Below are 13548 nucleotides of genomic sequence, written 5' to 3'. Positions count from 1 at the left end.
GGGGCAGCCTAGCCCATCGGTCGCGGCCGATCGGTCAGGTGTTTACAGCACCCGGGGTGGGGTGTTGCCGGCGGCGAGGATGGCCCGGCGGATCGGCACGGCGGCCAGCAGGGCGAAGCCGAGGACGAAGAAGATCAGCAGGGAGACCAGGCCCACCCGGTAGGAGGAGGTGAGCTGGAACACCAGGCCGAAGGCGAGCGGCCCGAGCCAGCTGGTGCCCTTGTCGCTGATCTCGTAGAAGCCGTAGTACTCGCCCTCCTTGCCGGCGGGGATGAGCTGGCTGAACAGCGATCGGCTCAGTGCCTGGCTGCCGCCGAGGACCAGGCCGATGCAGCCGCCGAGGATCATGAACGGCACCGGCGCCTCGGCGGGCAGCCGGAACGCGGCGATGATCACACCGGTCCAGAGGACCAGGGACAGCAGCACCGTCTTCCAGGCGCCGATGCGCCGCGCGAGGGCGCCGAGGGCGAGCGCGCCGCCGAAGGCCAGGAACTGCACCAGCAGGATCGTCACGATCAGGGTGCCCTGCTCCAGGCGTAGCTCCTCGGTGCCGTACTGGCTGGCCAGGGTGATGACGGTCTGGATGCCGTCGTTGTAGACCAGGAACGCCAGCAGGAAGAACAGGGTCAGCGGGTACGCCTTGATCTCGCGCAGGGTGCGGCCGAGTTGCCGGAAGCCGTCGGTGAGCAGGTTGCCGCCGCCTTGCTGCGCCTCGGCGGTGGGGTGTTCGCGCAGCCAGCGCAGCGGCAGCAGGGTGAACGCCGCCCACCACACCCCGGCCGACACGATGGACCAGCGGGCCAGGTCCAGGGTGCGCTGCAGGTTGCCCTCCTCGGACAGCATGGACACGGCGACCAGGTTCAGCGCGAGCAGCAGCCCGCCGCCGAGGTAGCCGATGGCCCAGCCGCGGCTGGAGATCGCGTCGCGTTCGTCGGGGCCGCCGAGCTGCGGCAGGAACGAGTTGTAGACCACCACGGCGGCGCCGAAGGAGATGTTGGCGACCAGGAACAGCGCCCCGCCGAGCAGGTACCGCTCGCCGGTGACGAAGGCGAAGGCGATGGTGGCGCCGGCGCCGGTGAACGCGGCGGCGGCCAGCAGCCGCTTCTTGTGCGCCGACCGGTCGGCGACCGCGCCGACCACGGGCAGCACGAAGACGGTGAGGAACACCGACAGCGAGATCAGGTACGGGTAGTAGGAGCCGGCGGCCACCCGGATGCCCAGCGGGTGCACCACCCCGTCGCAGCTGTCCGCGCCCAGTTCGCAGCCGGCGGCGAGTTCGGTGACGGTGGTCAGGAACGGTCCGAGGAAGACCGTGATGACGGTGGTCTGGAACGCCGAGTTGGCCCAGTCGTAGAGGTACCAGCCGCGCCGCTCGCGGGGCGTGCTCGCCGGCCTCGGTGCGTCGGCGAGGTCGGGGGCGACCGTCTCGGCCATCTTCGGTCCTCGGGGAGGTTCAGGCGGCCCAGTGGCCGCGGCTGCGGTAGACGTCGCGCAGCATGCCGACGTGATCGGTCATGATGCCATCCACACCGAGATCAAGTAAGTGGTGCATCTGGTCGGGTTCGTCGATCGTCCAGACGTGCACGTGCAGGCCGAGGCGGTGGGCGTGGTCGAGGAACCGGCGGTCCACCACCTTGATCCGCCCGTACCGGACGGGAACCTGGGCGGCGACCACGGACGGGGGCAGCCGCAGTGGCCGGCCGTGCAGGGAGGCCAACCGGAGCCGGGCCACTGCGCGCATGCCCAGGCCGGTGGCGACCCTGCCCTGGGTGAGGGCGCGGAGGCGGGCGAGGCGGGCGTCGCTGAACGAGGCGAGCAGCACCCGTTCGCCGGCGCCGGTGCGGCGGACGGTGTCGACGGTGGGTGCGACGCCGCCGTCTGCCTTGACGTCGATGTTGAACCGGACCTGCGGCCAGGCGTCGAGGACCTCGTCGAGGCGGGGCACGACGGCGGCGCCGCCGACGCGTACCGAGGCCAGGTCGGCCCAGCGCAGGTCGGCGATGCGCCCGGCTTCGCCGGTGACCCGGCGCAGGGTGGCGTCGTGGAAGACCACCGCCACGCCGTCGGCGGTGCCGTGGACGTCGGTCTCGACGTACCGGTAGCCCATGCCGATGGCGCGGGCGAACGCGGCGGCGGTGTTCTCGTCGCCGTCGGCGGCGCCGCCGCGGTGGGCGAAGGCCAGCGGCGCGGGGCCGTCGAGGTAGCCGCTGCGGGTCAGCACGCGAGGCAGTATGCCGGGCGGGGATGACGACCAGGTGACCGGGCGGCGATCTTCTTATGCCAACAGCATTCCCTATACTTCCCTTTAACAACTATATTGGCGGGCGATGAGTGACGATGTGTACTCCGTGGAGCAGGTGGCGGCGCGGCTCGACCTGCATCCGCGCACCGTGCGCGGCTACATCCGCGCCGGACGGCTGCGCGCCACCCGGATCGGCAAGCAGTACCGGATCACCCGGGCCGACCTGGACGCCTTGACCGGCCGCCCGGCTCCGGCACGGCCCCGGTCGGTGGAGGTGTCGAGCATCGTGCAGGTCGACGCCGTGGACCGGGTGACCGCCGACCGGCTGGGCACCCTGCTGCTGGCCGCGGCGAACACCGGCGCCGACCCGGGCCGGCCGCTGCGCGTGCAGGTGGTGCACGAGCCGGAACGCGACCGGATGCGGCTGGTGGTGCTCGGCGACCCGGCCGCCACCGCCGACCTGCTGCGGCTGCTCGACGCCCTGCTCACCGACGTGCTCGCCGAGGGGGCTAAGGATGCCTGACCAGATACGTGAGATCGCCGGGACGCCGGTGCTGGTGTGCGACCCGGCCGGCCCGCCGTTGGCCACCGAGGCCGACGCGCTGGACCTGATCGGTGCGGCGTTCGCCGGCGCCGAGGTGGTGGCCGTCCCCGCCGGCCGACTCGACCCGACGTTCTTCTCCCTGGGCACCCGCTTCGCCGGGGAGGTCATGCAGAAGTTCGTCAACTACCGGCTGCGGCTGGCCGTCGTCGGGGACATCTCCGCGCACCTGGCGGCGAGTTCCGCGCTGCGGGCGCTGGTGCACGAGTCGAACCGGGCCGGCCACGTGTGGTTCGTGGCCGACCTCGACGCCCTCGACGAGCGGCTGCGCGCCCGGGGCTAGCTCACCCAGGTGGCGGTCATCCCGGTGACGGCGCTGCCGTCCAGGTCGGCCAGTTTCACCCCGACGAACCGGCGGGCGCCCTCGGAGGTCTGCACCCGAAACGGCGGGGTGTCTCGTCCGGCGACCACGTCGACCACCACCGCGGCGGCCTCGGCCGGGGACTGGGCGGCGGCGAACGACGAGGCGGCGGTGTCCAGGTACGCCCGCAGCGCCGGCCCGTACGCCCCGGCGTCGGCGACGGCTGCGTCGCGGTCCAGGCCGATGTTGGCGACGAACTCGCTGGCCACCGCGCCCGGCTCGACCACGGTCACGCTCACCCCGAGGGTGGCGGCGAGCGGGGCGAGGGATTCCAGGTAGCCCTCGACGGCGAACTTCGCCGCGCAGTACGCCTCGTTGAACGGCTGCCCGACGATCCCGCCGACGCTGGTCACCGCGACGAGCCGGCCCCTCGCCGCGCGCAGGTGCGCCAGGGTGGCCCGGCTGACGTGCAGCACCCCGAAGAAGTTCGTCTCCATCACCCGGCGTACGTCCTCGACGCGGTCGAGTTCCAGGGTGCCGACGTGCCCGGCGCCGGCGTTGTTGACCACCGCGTCGATCCGCCCGTACGCGTCGATGACGTCGGTGACGCAGGCGGCCACCGACGCCTGGTCGGCGACGTCGAGCCGGCGTACGTCGATCAGGTCGGTGACCTCGGCGGCGTCGGCGGCGGCGCGCAGCGCGTCGGCGCGTCCCAGGTCGCGCATGGTGGCCACGGTGCGCCACCCGGCGCGGGCGCAGCCCAGGGCGATCTCCAGTCCGATGCCGGTGGAGGTGCCGGTGATCAGCACCGTCTGCTCGCTCATGCCTGTCCCGCCTTCTCGTCGGTGTCCTACCCGGCAGGGTCTCACCGTGGGCGGACGTCGGCAGCGGAATCGCCCGCGTGAGGTCAGTCCGGCGGGCGGCGGCGGTGCGCGCGGCTGGTGTCGACCGGGCGGCCGGGGTCGACGTGTCGGGGCCGGTCCGGTTCGTCGGGGCGCAGCGGCGCCAGGGTGTCGGTGATGGCGTCGATGATCCGGTCGGTGCCGCGCCGGGCGGTGCCCGGGGCGCCGGGCGGCAGGTCGTGCAGGTCCAGCGGTTCACCGAAGCGCACCCGGACCACCGGGCGGCGCAGCAGGGACCGGGCGATGCCGCGCAGCGCGCCCTTGGGGGCGCGGTAGGGCAGGATCTCGTGGGACCCCCACTGGGCGACGGGGATCACGGGGGCGCCGCAGGCCAGGGCGAGGCGGGCGGCGCCGGTCTTGCCGCGTTCGGGCCACATCCCGGGGTCCAGGCCGATGCGACCCTCGGGGTAGACCAGGATCACCGATCCGGCGGCGGCCGCCGAGGCGGCGTCGTCGAGGGCGCGGTGCACGGCGGCGGTGCCCCGGTCGACGCGCAGGTGCCCGGCGCGGCGCATCAGCGACCCGATCACCGGAGCGCGGAACAGGCCGCCGGTGGCCATGATCCGGGGGGCGACGCCGCGGGTGGCGCAGGCGGCGGCCAGCACCACCGGGTCGAACGGGCTGATGTGGTTGGCGGCCAGGATCAGCGGGCCGCGGCGCAGCCGTTCGGGCACGTCGCCGCTGACCTCGAGGCGGGCCAGGGCCGCCACGGCGGCGCGGGCGAGCAGGAGGGCGGCTCGCCAGATCAGCGGTGGCCGCCACGGGTGCGGGGTGGTCGTCACCGCGCCGATGGTCGCATGCCGTCGGGTGGGCCGGTGACCCGATCCCGGGCCGGTCGGCGGAGGTGATCAGGGTCATTGGTCCCGGGTGGGTAGGGGACCCCGGCCCCTGCCGAAATCTCTACGACGCGCAGTAGTATTTACTACGTCTCGTAGTATGCAGAGCTGGGGGTTCCAGGTGGACGCGTTGGACGTCGCCCGCTGGCAGTTCGGTGTCACCACCGTCTACCACTTCCTTTTCGTGCCGCTGACCATCGGCCTGTCGGTGCTGGTGGCGATCCTCCAGACGCTGTGGCACCGCACCGGCAACGAGCGCTACCTCAAGCTGACGAAGTTCTACGGCAAGCTCTTCTTGATCAACTTCGCGATGGGCGTGGTGACCGGCATCGTGCAGGAGTTCCAGTTCGGCATGAACTGGTCGGACTACTCCCGCTTCGTCGGCGACATCTTCGGTGCCCCCCTGGCGATCGAGGCCCTGGTGGCCTTCTTCCTGGAGTCGACCTTCATCGGCCTGTGGATCTTCGGCTGGGACCGGCTGCCCAAGCGGGTCCACCTGGCCAGCATCTGGGCCGCCGCGATCGGCACCAACCTGTCGGCGTACTTCATCCTCGCCGCGAACTCGTTCATGCAGAACCCGGTCGGGTTCCGGATCAACCCCGACAGCGGCCGGGCCGAGCTGACCGACTTCGTCGCCGTGCTCACCAACAAGGTTGCCCTGATCACCTTCCCGCACACCCTGGCCGGGTCGTTCCTGGTCGCCGGGTCGCTGGTGCTCACCGTCGGGCTGTGGCACGTGATGCGCAACCGCGACAGCACCGACACCGGCGCCTACCGGTTCGCCACGAAGTTCGGCGCCTGGACGGTCATGGTCGCCACCACGGCGGTACTGATCACCGGCGACATCCAGGGCAAGATCATGACCCAGGTGCAGCCGATGAAGATGGCCGCCGCCGAGGGCCTCTACACCACCGAGAGCCCCGCCTCGTTCTCCGTGCTGACCATCGGCAGCCTCGACGGCAGCCGCGAGGTGTTCGCCCTGAAGATCCCCTACCTGCTGTCCTACCTAGGCACCGGCGACCCGAACGGCACCGTGCACGGCATCAACGACCTGCAGGCCCAGTACGCCAGCCAGTACGGCCCCGGCAGCTACACCCCGATCATCCCGGTCACCTACTGGAGCTTCCGGATGATGATCGGCTTCGGGCTGGCCGCCGCCGCGATCGCCCTGCTGGTGCTCTGGAGCCAGCGCAAGGGCCGCACCCCCACCAGCCGGTGGCTGCTGCGCGCCGGCCTGGTCCTGCCCGTGCTGCCGCTGCTGGCCAACTCCTTCGGCTGGATCTTCACCGAGATGGGCCGCCAGCCGTGGATCGTCTTCGGCGAGATGCTCACCCGTAACGGGGTGTCGCGCAGTGTGTCCCTGACCGAGGTGCTCACCTCCTTCACCGCCTTCACGCTGATCTACGCCACTCTCGCGGTAATCGAGTTCAAGCTGCTGGTCCGGTACGCCCGCGCCGGCGTACCCGACCTCACCCCGGCGCCGGTCGACGACGACACCGACGACGCCGAGCGCCCGCTCGCCTTCGCCTACTGAAACCCCGGAGCCTCCCGTGGAACTGACCACCATCTGGTTTCTCCTCGTCGCCGTGCTGTTCACCGGCTACTTCATCCTCGAGGGCTTCGACTTCGGCGTCGGCATGCTGCTGCCGGTACTCGGCCGCGACGACCGGCAACGCCGCGTCCTGATCAACACCATCGGCCCGGTCTGGGACGGCAACGAGGTCTGGCTGATCACCGCCGGCGGCGCCATGTTCGCCGCCTTCCCCGAGTGGTACGCCACCCTCTTCTCCGGCTTCTACCTGCCGCTGCTGCTGATCCTGCTCGCGCTGATCGTCCGCGGCGTGGCCTTCGAGTACCGCCACAAGCGGCCCGAGGCCTCCTGGAAGCGCCGCTGGGACACCGCGATCTTCGTCGGCTCGCTGGTCCCGGCGATCCTGTGGGGCGTCGCGTTCGCCAACATCCTGCGCGGCGTGCCACTTGACGCCGACCACGAGTACGTCGGCGGCCTGGTGGACCTGCTCAACCCGTACGCCCTGCTCGGCGGGGTGACCACCGCGGCGCTGTTCCTCACCCACGGCGCGGTGTTCATCGCCCTGAAGACCACCGGCGACATCCGCGAGCGCGCCGGCGCCCTGGCCGTCAAGCTCGGTGTCGGCACCGCCGTGGTGGCGGTGGTCTTCCTGGCCTGGACGCTGAGCATCCGCTCCAGCGCCGCCGCCGTCGTGCTCGCCGTCGGCGCGGCGCTGGCCCTGGTCGCCGGTCTGGCCGCCGCCCGGGTACGCCGGGAGGGCTGGGCGTTCACCGGCACCGCCGTGGCGATCGCCCTGGCCGTGGCCACCCTGTTCGCCGCGCTGTTTCCCAACGTGCTGCCGTCCAGCCTGGACGCCGCGGGCACGCTGACCGCCACCAACGCCTCGTCCACCCCCTACACCTTGAAGATCATGACCTGGGTGGCCGTGGTGTTCACCCCGATCGTGCTCGCCTACCAAGGTTGGACCTACTGGGTGTTCCGCCGCCGGATCGGGGTACAGAACATCCCGCAACACTGATGACGCGCGTGGGGGCGAGGGGAAGCGGGGCCGGGGCGAGGGGGTCGCACCGGCCCCGCTGGGCGCCTACCGGCCGGCGTCGGCCAGTTCCGCGTCGGCGCGCCGCCGCACCAGGTCCACCACCCGGCCGGCGACGGCCAGGTCCGGCGCCGGGATGTCCGCGTACAGGCGGGTGGTGATGGTGGCGACGGCCGCGCGGACCCGTTCGTGGACGGCGCGCCCGGGTCCGGTGAGCGCCAGCCCGGGCCCGCCGGTGAGCAGTCCGGCGGCCAGCAGTTCCTCGACGGTTACCGCCACGAGCGGTTCCTCGGCCTTGAGGGCGGCGGTCATCGCGGCCACGAGGGCGGCCCGCCGCACCGCGCCGCCCTCGGCGGCGACGAGGTTCAGGGCGACCGACTGGGCAAACGAGATCCCGATCGCGGCCAGTTCGCGGTCGAGCACGGCCCGGGTGGCGTGGTGGGCTTGGCCGAGCACCTGGCCGGTGAGCGGGGGAGCGGTGGACATGGTGGCCCCTTTCCGTTGGTAGAGCCAACGTTGGCGCGGGCAACGTATCAGGGATCGTGGGTTGCGCCAACGATTTCTGGTAGCGTCCCCCGCATGGGACCCGCCGCGCTGCGCACCGCCCCCAGCTGGCTGATCAACCAGGTCGCCACGCACGCCGGCCGGCTCGTCCACGACGGCTTCGCCGCCCACGGCGCCCGCGGCTACCACTACCGGCTGCTCGCCGCCCTGCACGAACACGGCCCCGCCAGCCAGGCCGACCTCGGCCGCCGCTGCGGCATCGACCGCAGCGACGTCGTCGCCGCCCTCAACGAACTCGCCGCCCGCGACCTGGTCCGCCGCACCCCCGACCCGGACGACCGGCGCCGCAACGTGGTCACCCTCACCGAACCCGGCCGCCGCGAACTCGACCGCCTCACCACCACCCTCGACCAGATCCAGGACACCCTGCTCGCCCCGCTGACCCCGGCCGACCGCACCGAACTCACCCGCCTGCTCACCGCCCTGCTCGACCACCACCGACAGTGAGAAAAACGCCGTGCCACCACCGCACCACCGCGTCTACGGTGTGCCGGTGCCTCTCACCGTCCGTGAACTCACCCCCGACGAGCTGACCGACGCCTGGCAGCTGGGCCGGCTCGCCTTCGGCTCCGAGCCGCAGCCATCCGCCCACGCCACCGCACCGGTGCCCGGCATGACCCGCTACGGGGCCTTCGACGGCGACGGCCAGCTCGTCGGCAAGGCCGTCGACCTGCACCACGACCAGTGGTGGCACGGCCGCCGCGTACCCGCCGCCGACGTCGCCGGGGTCGCCGTGGCACCCGAGGCCCGCGGCCGGGGAGTGGCCCGCGCCCTGCTCACCACCCTGCTGCGCGGCGCACACGAACGCGGCGCCGCGATCAGCGCCCTCTACCCGACCGTCGCCGCCCCCTACCGGTCCTGCGGCTGGGAGGTCACCGGCGCGCTACGCGTACTCGACCTGCCCACCCTGGCCCTGCCCCGGCACCGGCCCGCCGCCCACCTCACCGTCCGCCCCGGCGGCCCCACCGACCTGCCCGCCGTCACCGCCCTCTACACCGAGGTCGTCGCCCACCGCGCCGGCCCACTCACCCGCGACGGCGCCCTGTACGAGCACTTCGCCGCCGCCCGACCCGCCGACGAACTCGGCCACGACGGGCTCACCCTGGTCGAACACGACGGCCGGCTCGTCGGCTACGCCAGCTACGACCGGGGCCGCGGCTACCACTCCGACGCCGTGCTCACCCTCGGCGACGTGCTCGCCACCACCGCCGACGCCGCCCGGGAACTCGTCGGCGTGCTGCGCGGCTGGGCCAGCGTCACCCCCACCCTGCGGATCTGCCCCCTGCCCGGCGACGCCGTCACCGCCCAACTGCCCCTGGACGCCGCCCGCGACCACACCCGCGACATCTTCATGCACCGCGCGGTCGACATCACCGCCGCCCTGACCACCCGCGGCTGGCCCGCCCACGTACGCGGCACCGTCGACTTCACCCTCGACGACGACCTCGCCCCCTGGAACACCGGCGCCTGGCACCTCGACGTCGCCGACGGCGAAGCCCAACTCACCACCGCCACCACCGAACCGGCGCTGCGGCTCACCCCGCGCGGCTTCGCCCTGCTCCACGCCGGCGCCGCCGACGCCCGCTCCGTCGCCCAGGCCGGCCTGCTGCACCACCCGCCCGGCCACGACCCCCGAGCCCTGGACCTGCTCACCACCGGCGGCCCCGCCCAACTCCTCGACTACTTCTGACCCAGGAAAGCCTCCACCGCCGCCGCGAACCCCGCCGGGTCGTCCAGCCACGGAAAGTGCCCCGCCCCCGCCTGCACCACCAGCCGGGCATCCGGGAACAGCGCCGCGTACCCGGCCAGCGCCGGGGGAGGGGAGTTCACATCCACCTGCCCGGCCAGCACCAGCACCGGCCGGCCGAACGCCGCCAACGCCGCCCGCGTACCCGCCGGGTCGAACGCGCCGTCGGCCAGGAAGTACGGCACCGCCGCGTTGTTGCGCTGCCCGTCCTCCGCCGCCGCGAACGCCCGGGCCCGATCGTCCCACCGCCCGTACCAGAACGGGGTGACCAGGTCCCGGGCGTCCGGCGGCGGATCACCGGCCAGCATCGCCGTCAACGCCGCGTACGCCGGCGAGAACCACGGCTCGCCGGCCCGCAGCGCCGCCGTGGCCAGCCGCACCTGCGGATCCACCTCGATGCCGACGCCGAACACGCTCGGCGTGACCAGCACCAACCGGTCCACCCGGCCCGGATGCCGCTGCACGTACCGCACCGCGACGTTCCCGCCCGCCGAATGCCCCAGCAGATCCACCCGCTCCACACCCAACTCCGCGCGCAACGCCTCCACGTCGTCGACCAACCGGTCACACCGGTACGACCCCGGATCCACCGGCACCGCCGAGTCACCGGTGCCCCGCAGGTCCAACCGCACCAGCCGCCGGTGAGCGCTCAACCCACCCAGATCACCCAGATACACCGACGCCTGCAACGGCCCACCCGGCACACACACCAACACCCGCCCGGCACCGGACTCGTGGTAGGCCAAACCGGTCCCGTCGAACGCGCTGAACATCGGCATGGCGGCCACCCTGACAGCCACCCCACCCCACCGCAACGGAAAATCAGCCGCCCACCCCGGTCAGTGCGCCTCGCGCAGCTCCGCCAACCGGGCCTCGATCTCCGCCAGCTCCGCGCGCAGCTTCTGCGCCTGCTGCTCCGCCTCGGCCCGCTCGGCGGACAGGATCTGCTCCACCGCCTCGCGCACCCCGGCCACATCCACCAGCGCCACCATCTTCAACGCCTCCGCCGGCTTCACCACGTACGGCTTCGCCAAAGCCTTCGCGCCCTGCTGCGCCGCCACCGTCCACTCGCCGTCGGCGTACGCCAACGTCACCGTCAACCCCGCCGGACCCTTCGGCTTCGCCGACTTCACCGCCCGCCGCGGCGCCGGCCGCTGCTCCTGCTGCTCCACGCTCGGCTCCTCCCGCCGCGGCGCCGGCACCCGCGGCCGGTCCAACACGAACTCCGGCTCCACCACCGGCTCCGCCGGCACCTCGGGCTCCGGCTTCGGCTCTGCCGGCTTACGCCCCGCCCCCCGCGGCGCGATCGCCACATCCGCGGCGGAGAACGGCAACTCGTCGCGACCGAACCGCACCACCACGAACTCGTCGGAGCCGGCCGGGTCGGTCAACTCCACCACCTGCCCCACCTGACCGGCGATCTGACCCGCCGAGGCGGTGAACACCACCCTCGGCTTCCGGCCGGCCGCCACCGCCTCCCGGAGGGCACGTACGTCGTCATCGGACAAACCCTGGCCCGCCATCACAGCCCTCTTCCGTACACGTGTCTGATACCTGCCTTGATACCAGCCGGCACCGACAGGCCGAAGATCAACCCCCGAGGGCCCGCAACGCCCGATCCGCGTGCTCGTTCATGCTCACCTCCGAGTGGATCACCTCGACGATCCGCCGATCCGACCCGATCACGAACGTCATCCGCTTCGTGCTCAACGGCCCCAACGGCAACCGCCGCCGCACCCCCAACCGCTGCGCCACCGCCCCGTCCGGATCCGACAACAACGGATAGTCGAAACCATGCCGGCGGGAGAACTCCGCCTGCCGCTCCGGCGCATCCCGGCTGATCCCCACCCGCTGCGCACCCACCGCCGCGAACTCCGCCGCCAGATCCCGGAAATGACACGACTCCGCCGTGCACCCCTTCGTCATCGCCGCCGGATAGAAGAACAACACCACCGGCCCCTTCGCACAGAACTCCGACAACCGCCGCGGCGTACCCGTCTCGTCCCGCAACTCGAAGTCCTCGACCAGATCACCGACACCCGCCACGCCCGACCACCTCCACACACTCCACACCGACGCCGCGCAGCGTACGCGCCCCCGCTGAACCGGCACTGACACCCGTCAACCCCACACCGCCGCCACCGCCGCGCACACCGCACCCGCCTGCGCGAACCCCGCCCGCGCCGCACCCGCCCGCCGCCCCTGATCCAGCACGTTACGACCGATCGCCGCCCGCGCCGCCCGATCCGGGCGCACCACCACCACCCGCGCACCCGCCGCCCGCAACCCCGCCACCTGCGCCGACAACCTCGGCATCGGCCCGAACGACGACGACGCCGGCGCCACCACGACCACCCGATCCGCACCCGCCGCCAGATCCGCGTTCACCAACGACCGCACCCCACCGTCGACGTACCGCCGCCCACCGATCGTCACCGGCGGCCACACCCCCGGCACCGCACAACTCGCCCCCACCGCATCCACCAACGACACCCCACTGCCGGCGTCGAAGACCACGAACTCACCCGAGACCGCCTCCACCGCCGTCACCGACAACCGACCCGCCGGCCACCCCGACCCCGGCAACCGGGCCGCGATCACCGCCCGCCGCACCTCCTCCGGCTCCGTCCGCGCCGCCAACGCCAACGCCCCGATCCGCGCCCGCGCCCGCCGCTCGTCCCGCGTCCACGACCCCGCCCACACCAACCGCGCCACCTGCGCCACCCCGAACCGGGCACTCACCTCACCCGAGGTCGAACCACCGACCCGCTCCGCGTCGTACCACCGCGACACCGGCTCACCCGAACGCAGCTGCGCACCCACCACCGACCCCGCCGACGTGCCCACCACCACATCCGCCGCGTCCAGCGACACCCCCCGCTGCGCCAACCCGGCGATCAACCCCCACTCCCAGGCCACCCCGGTCACCCCGCCGCCACCCAGCACCAACGCCCGCGTCACATCGACCACCTCTCCCGCCGTCACCGTGCCCGAAACGGTAGCGTCACCACCGAACATCGCACGGGGGAGAGGTCCATTGAGCTCGGTCACCGTCATCACCGGCGCCAGCCGCGGCATCGGCGCCGCCACCGCCCGCCGACTCGCCCACGCCGGCCACGACCTCGTCCTCGGCTACCGCACCGACCACGCCGCCGCGGCCACCGTCCTGGCCGACGTGCACGCCGCCGGCCGCCGCGCCGTCACCATCGCCGCCGACACCACCGACCCCGACCACGTCACCCGGCTCTTCACCGCCGCCGACGACCTCGGCCCGCTCACCGGCCTGGTCAACAACGCCGGCGTCACCAGCCCGATCGGCCCGTTCACCGACCTCACCCACACCGACCTGCGCCGCGTCGTCGACGTCAACCTCATCGGGTACGTCCTCTGCGCCCAACACGCCGCCCGCCGGATGACCACCGGCGCCGCCATCGTCAACATCTCCTCCGCCGCCGCCACCCTCGGCAGCCCGGGGGAGTACATCCACTACGCCGCCGTCAAGGCCGCCACCGACACGCTGACCCTCGGCCTGGCCAAGGAACTCGCCCCCCGCGGCATCCGCGTCAACGCCGTCGCCCCCGGCATCGTCCGCACCGACATCCACGCCACCTCCGGCGTGCCCGACCGCGCCGACTCCGCCGCCGGCCGCATCCCGCTGGGCCGCGCCGGCGAACCCGACGAGGTCGCCGCCGCCATCGCCTGGCTCCTCGGCCCGGACGCCTCGTACACCACCGGCACCGTGCTCCGCGTCGCCGGCGGCCTCTGACCACGAAAAAGGGGGGACACGC

The 13548-nt window shown here is 72.9% G+C and carries 16 protein-coding genes; 7 read left to right on the top strand and 9 right to left on the bottom strand.

Annotated features, from left to right (window positions below; translation table 11 throughout):
- Positions 1–42: 42 nt before the first annotated feature.
- Together GA0070564_RS14865 and GA0070564_RS14860 are read right to left on the bottom strand one after the other, a co-directional pair.
- Positions 43–1434 (bottom strand): MFS transporter, encoded by a 1392-nt coding sequence (locus GA0070564_RS14865; protein WP_091609247.1) that lies wholly within the window; start codon positions 1432–1434, stop codon positions 43–45.
- A gap of 19 nt (positions 1435–1453) precedes the next feature.
- Positions 1454–2221 (bottom strand): glycerophosphodiester phosphodiesterase family protein, encoded by a 768-nt coding sequence (locus GA0070564_RS14860; RefSeq protein ID WP_091609246.1) that lies wholly within the window; start codon positions 2219–2221, stop codon positions 1454–1456.
- A gap of 106 nt (positions 2222–2327) precedes the next feature.
- Between GA0070564_RS14860 and GA0070564_RS14855 the strand changes: the two genes are divergently transcribed.
- Complete coding sequence (locus GA0070564_RS14855; protein WP_091609245.1) at positions 2328–2765, top strand: helix-turn-helix domain-containing protein; 438 nt, start codon at positions 2328–2330, stop codon at positions 2763–2765.
- Complete coding sequence (locus tag GA0070564_RS14850) at positions 2758–3126, top strand: DUF4180 domain-containing protein (RefSeq protein WP_091609244.1); 369 nt, start codon at positions 2758–2760, stop codon at positions 3124–3126. The genes GA0070564_RS14855 and GA0070564_RS14850 overlap by 8 nt, the downstream gene beginning before the upstream one ends.
- Here GA0070564_RS14850 and GA0070564_RS14845 read toward each other — a convergent pair.
- Positions 3123–3968: an SDR family NAD(P)-dependent oxidoreductase gene (locus GA0070564_RS14845; protein WP_091609243.1), complete on the bottom strand. Its 846-nt coding sequence runs from the start codon at positions 3966–3968 to the stop codon at positions 3123–3125. The two genes, GA0070564_RS14850 and GA0070564_RS14845, sit on opposite strands and share 4 nt — an antisense overlap.
- A gap of 83 nt (positions 3969–4051) precedes the next feature.
- Positions 4052–4828, bottom strand: coding sequence for a lysophospholipid acyltransferase family protein (locus GA0070564_RS14840; protein ID WP_091609242.1), 777 nt, complete (start codon positions 4826–4828; stop codon positions 4052–4054).
- A gap of 175 nt (positions 4829–5003) precedes the next feature.
- Here GA0070564_RS14840 and GA0070564_RS14835 point away from each other — a divergent pair, with 175 nt between their 5' ends.
- Both GA0070564_RS14835 and cydB read left to right on the top strand, forming a co-directional pair.
- Entirely contained in the window at positions 5004–6416 is a 1413-nt protein-coding gene (locus tag GA0070564_RS14835) for a cytochrome ubiquinol oxidase subunit I (protein WP_218104945.1), read from the top strand.
- A 16-nt stretch (positions 6417–6432) separates the two neighbouring features.
- Positions 6433–7431: a cytochrome d ubiquinol oxidase subunit II gene (gene cydB, locus GA0070564_RS14830; RefSeq protein WP_091609240.1), complete on the top strand. Its 999-nt coding sequence runs from the start codon at positions 6433–6435 to the stop codon at positions 7429–7431.
- Positions 7432–7497: 66 nt separating this feature from the next.
- On the opposite strand, the gene GA0070564_RS14825 is transcribed toward cydB, so the two are convergent.
- Positions 7498–7935 (bottom strand): hypothetical protein, encoded by a 438-nt coding sequence (locus tag GA0070564_RS14825; protein ID WP_091609239.1) that lies wholly within the window; start codon positions 7933–7935, stop codon positions 7498–7500.
- Between the two features lie 93 nt (positions 7936–8028).
- Here GA0070564_RS14825 and GA0070564_RS14820 point away from each other — a divergent pair, with 93 nt between their 5' ends.
- On the top strand, positions 8029–8460 hold the full coding sequence (locus GA0070564_RS14820) for a MarR family winged helix-turn-helix transcriptional regulator (protein WP_091609238.1): 432 nt from the start codon (positions 8029–8031) through the stop codon (positions 8458–8460).
- A gap of 40 nt (positions 8461–8500) precedes the next feature.
- Positions 8501–9703, top strand: coding sequence for a GNAT family N-acetyltransferase (locus tag GA0070564_RS14815; RefSeq protein WP_091609645.1), 1203 nt, complete (start codon positions 8501–8503; stop codon positions 9701–9703).
- On the opposite strand, the gene GA0070564_RS14810 is transcribed toward GA0070564_RS14815, so the two are convergent.
- From GA0070564_RS14810 to GA0070564_RS30220, 4 genes are all read right to left on the bottom strand, one after another.
- Positions 9694–10539: an alpha/beta fold hydrolase gene (locus GA0070564_RS14810; protein WP_091609644.1), complete on the bottom strand. Its 846-nt coding sequence runs from the start codon at positions 10537–10539 to the stop codon at positions 9694–9696. The two genes, GA0070564_RS14815 and GA0070564_RS14810, sit on opposite strands and share 10 nt — an antisense overlap.
- Before the next feature lie 60 nt (positions 10540–10599).
- On the bottom strand, positions 10600–11283 hold the full coding sequence (locus tag GA0070564_RS14805; RefSeq protein ID WP_091609237.1) for a hypothetical protein: 684 nt from the start codon (positions 11281–11283) through the stop codon (positions 10600–10602).
- 67 nt (positions 11284–11350) lie between these two features.
- Entirely contained in the window at positions 11351–11806 is a 456-nt protein-coding gene (locus GA0070564_RS14800; RefSeq protein ID WP_176730683.1) for a peroxiredoxin, read from the bottom strand.
- Positions 11807–11881: 75 nt separating this feature from the next.
- Entirely contained in the window at positions 11882–12721 is an 840-nt protein-coding gene (locus GA0070564_RS30220) for a patatin-like phospholipase family protein (protein WP_091609643.1), read from the bottom strand.
- Positions 12722–12797: 76 nt separating this feature from the next.
- On the opposite strand from GA0070564_RS30220, the gene GA0070564_RS14790 reads away from it, so the two are divergent.
- A complete protein-coding gene (locus GA0070564_RS14790; protein ID WP_091609235.1) occupies positions 12798–13526 on the top strand; it encodes an SDR family oxidoreductase in 729 nt (242 codons plus the stop codon).
- Positions 13527–13548 lie beyond the last annotated feature (22 nt).

The organism is Micromonospora mirobrigensis (genome assembly GCF_900091555.1).
Classification (GTDB): Bacteria; Actinomycetota; Actinomycetes; order Mycobacteriales; family Micromonosporaceae; genus Micromonospora; species Micromonospora mirobrigensis.
Note: the sequence above shows the minus strand (reverse complement) of the source record. Positions and strands in the feature narration are given on the sequence as shown.

What these genes read in the sequence shown, in the direction of transcription:
- GA0070564_RS14820 (WP_091609238.1), top strand. Translation starts at nt 8,029, where the DNA reads ATGGGACCCGCCGCGCTGCGCACCGCCCCCAGCTGGCTGATCAACCAG.
- GA0070564_RS14845 (WP_091609243.1), bottom strand. Translation starts at nt 3,968, where the DNA reads ATGAGCGAGCAGACGGTGCTGATCACCGGCACCTCCACCGGCATCGGA.
- GA0070564_RS14850 (WP_091609244.1), top strand. Translation starts at nt 2,758, where the DNA reads ATGCCTGACCAGATACGTGAGATCGCCGGGACGCCGGTGCTGGTGTGC.
- GA0070564_RS14855 (WP_091609245.1), top strand. Translation starts at nt 2,328, where the DNA reads ATGAGTGACGATGTGTACTCCGTGGAGCAGGTGGCGGCGCGGCTCGAC.
- GA0070564_RS14865 (WP_091609247.1), bottom strand. Translation starts at nt 1,434, where the DNA reads ATGGCCGAGACGGTCGCCCCCGACCTCGCCGACGCACCGAGGCCGGCG.
- GA0070564_RS14810 (WP_091609644.1), bottom strand. Translation starts at nt 10,539, where the DNA reads ATGCCGATGTTCAGCGCGTTCGACGGGACCGGTTTGGCCTACCACGAG.
- GA0070564_RS14805 (WP_091609237.1), bottom strand. Translation starts at nt 11,283, where the DNA reads ATGGCGGGCCAGGGTTTGTCCGATGACGACGTACGTGCCCTCCGGGAG.
- GA0070564_RS14825 (WP_091609239.1), bottom strand. Translation starts at nt 7,935, where the DNA reads ATGTCCACCGCTCCCCCGCTCACCGGCCAGGTGCTCGGCCAAGCCCAC.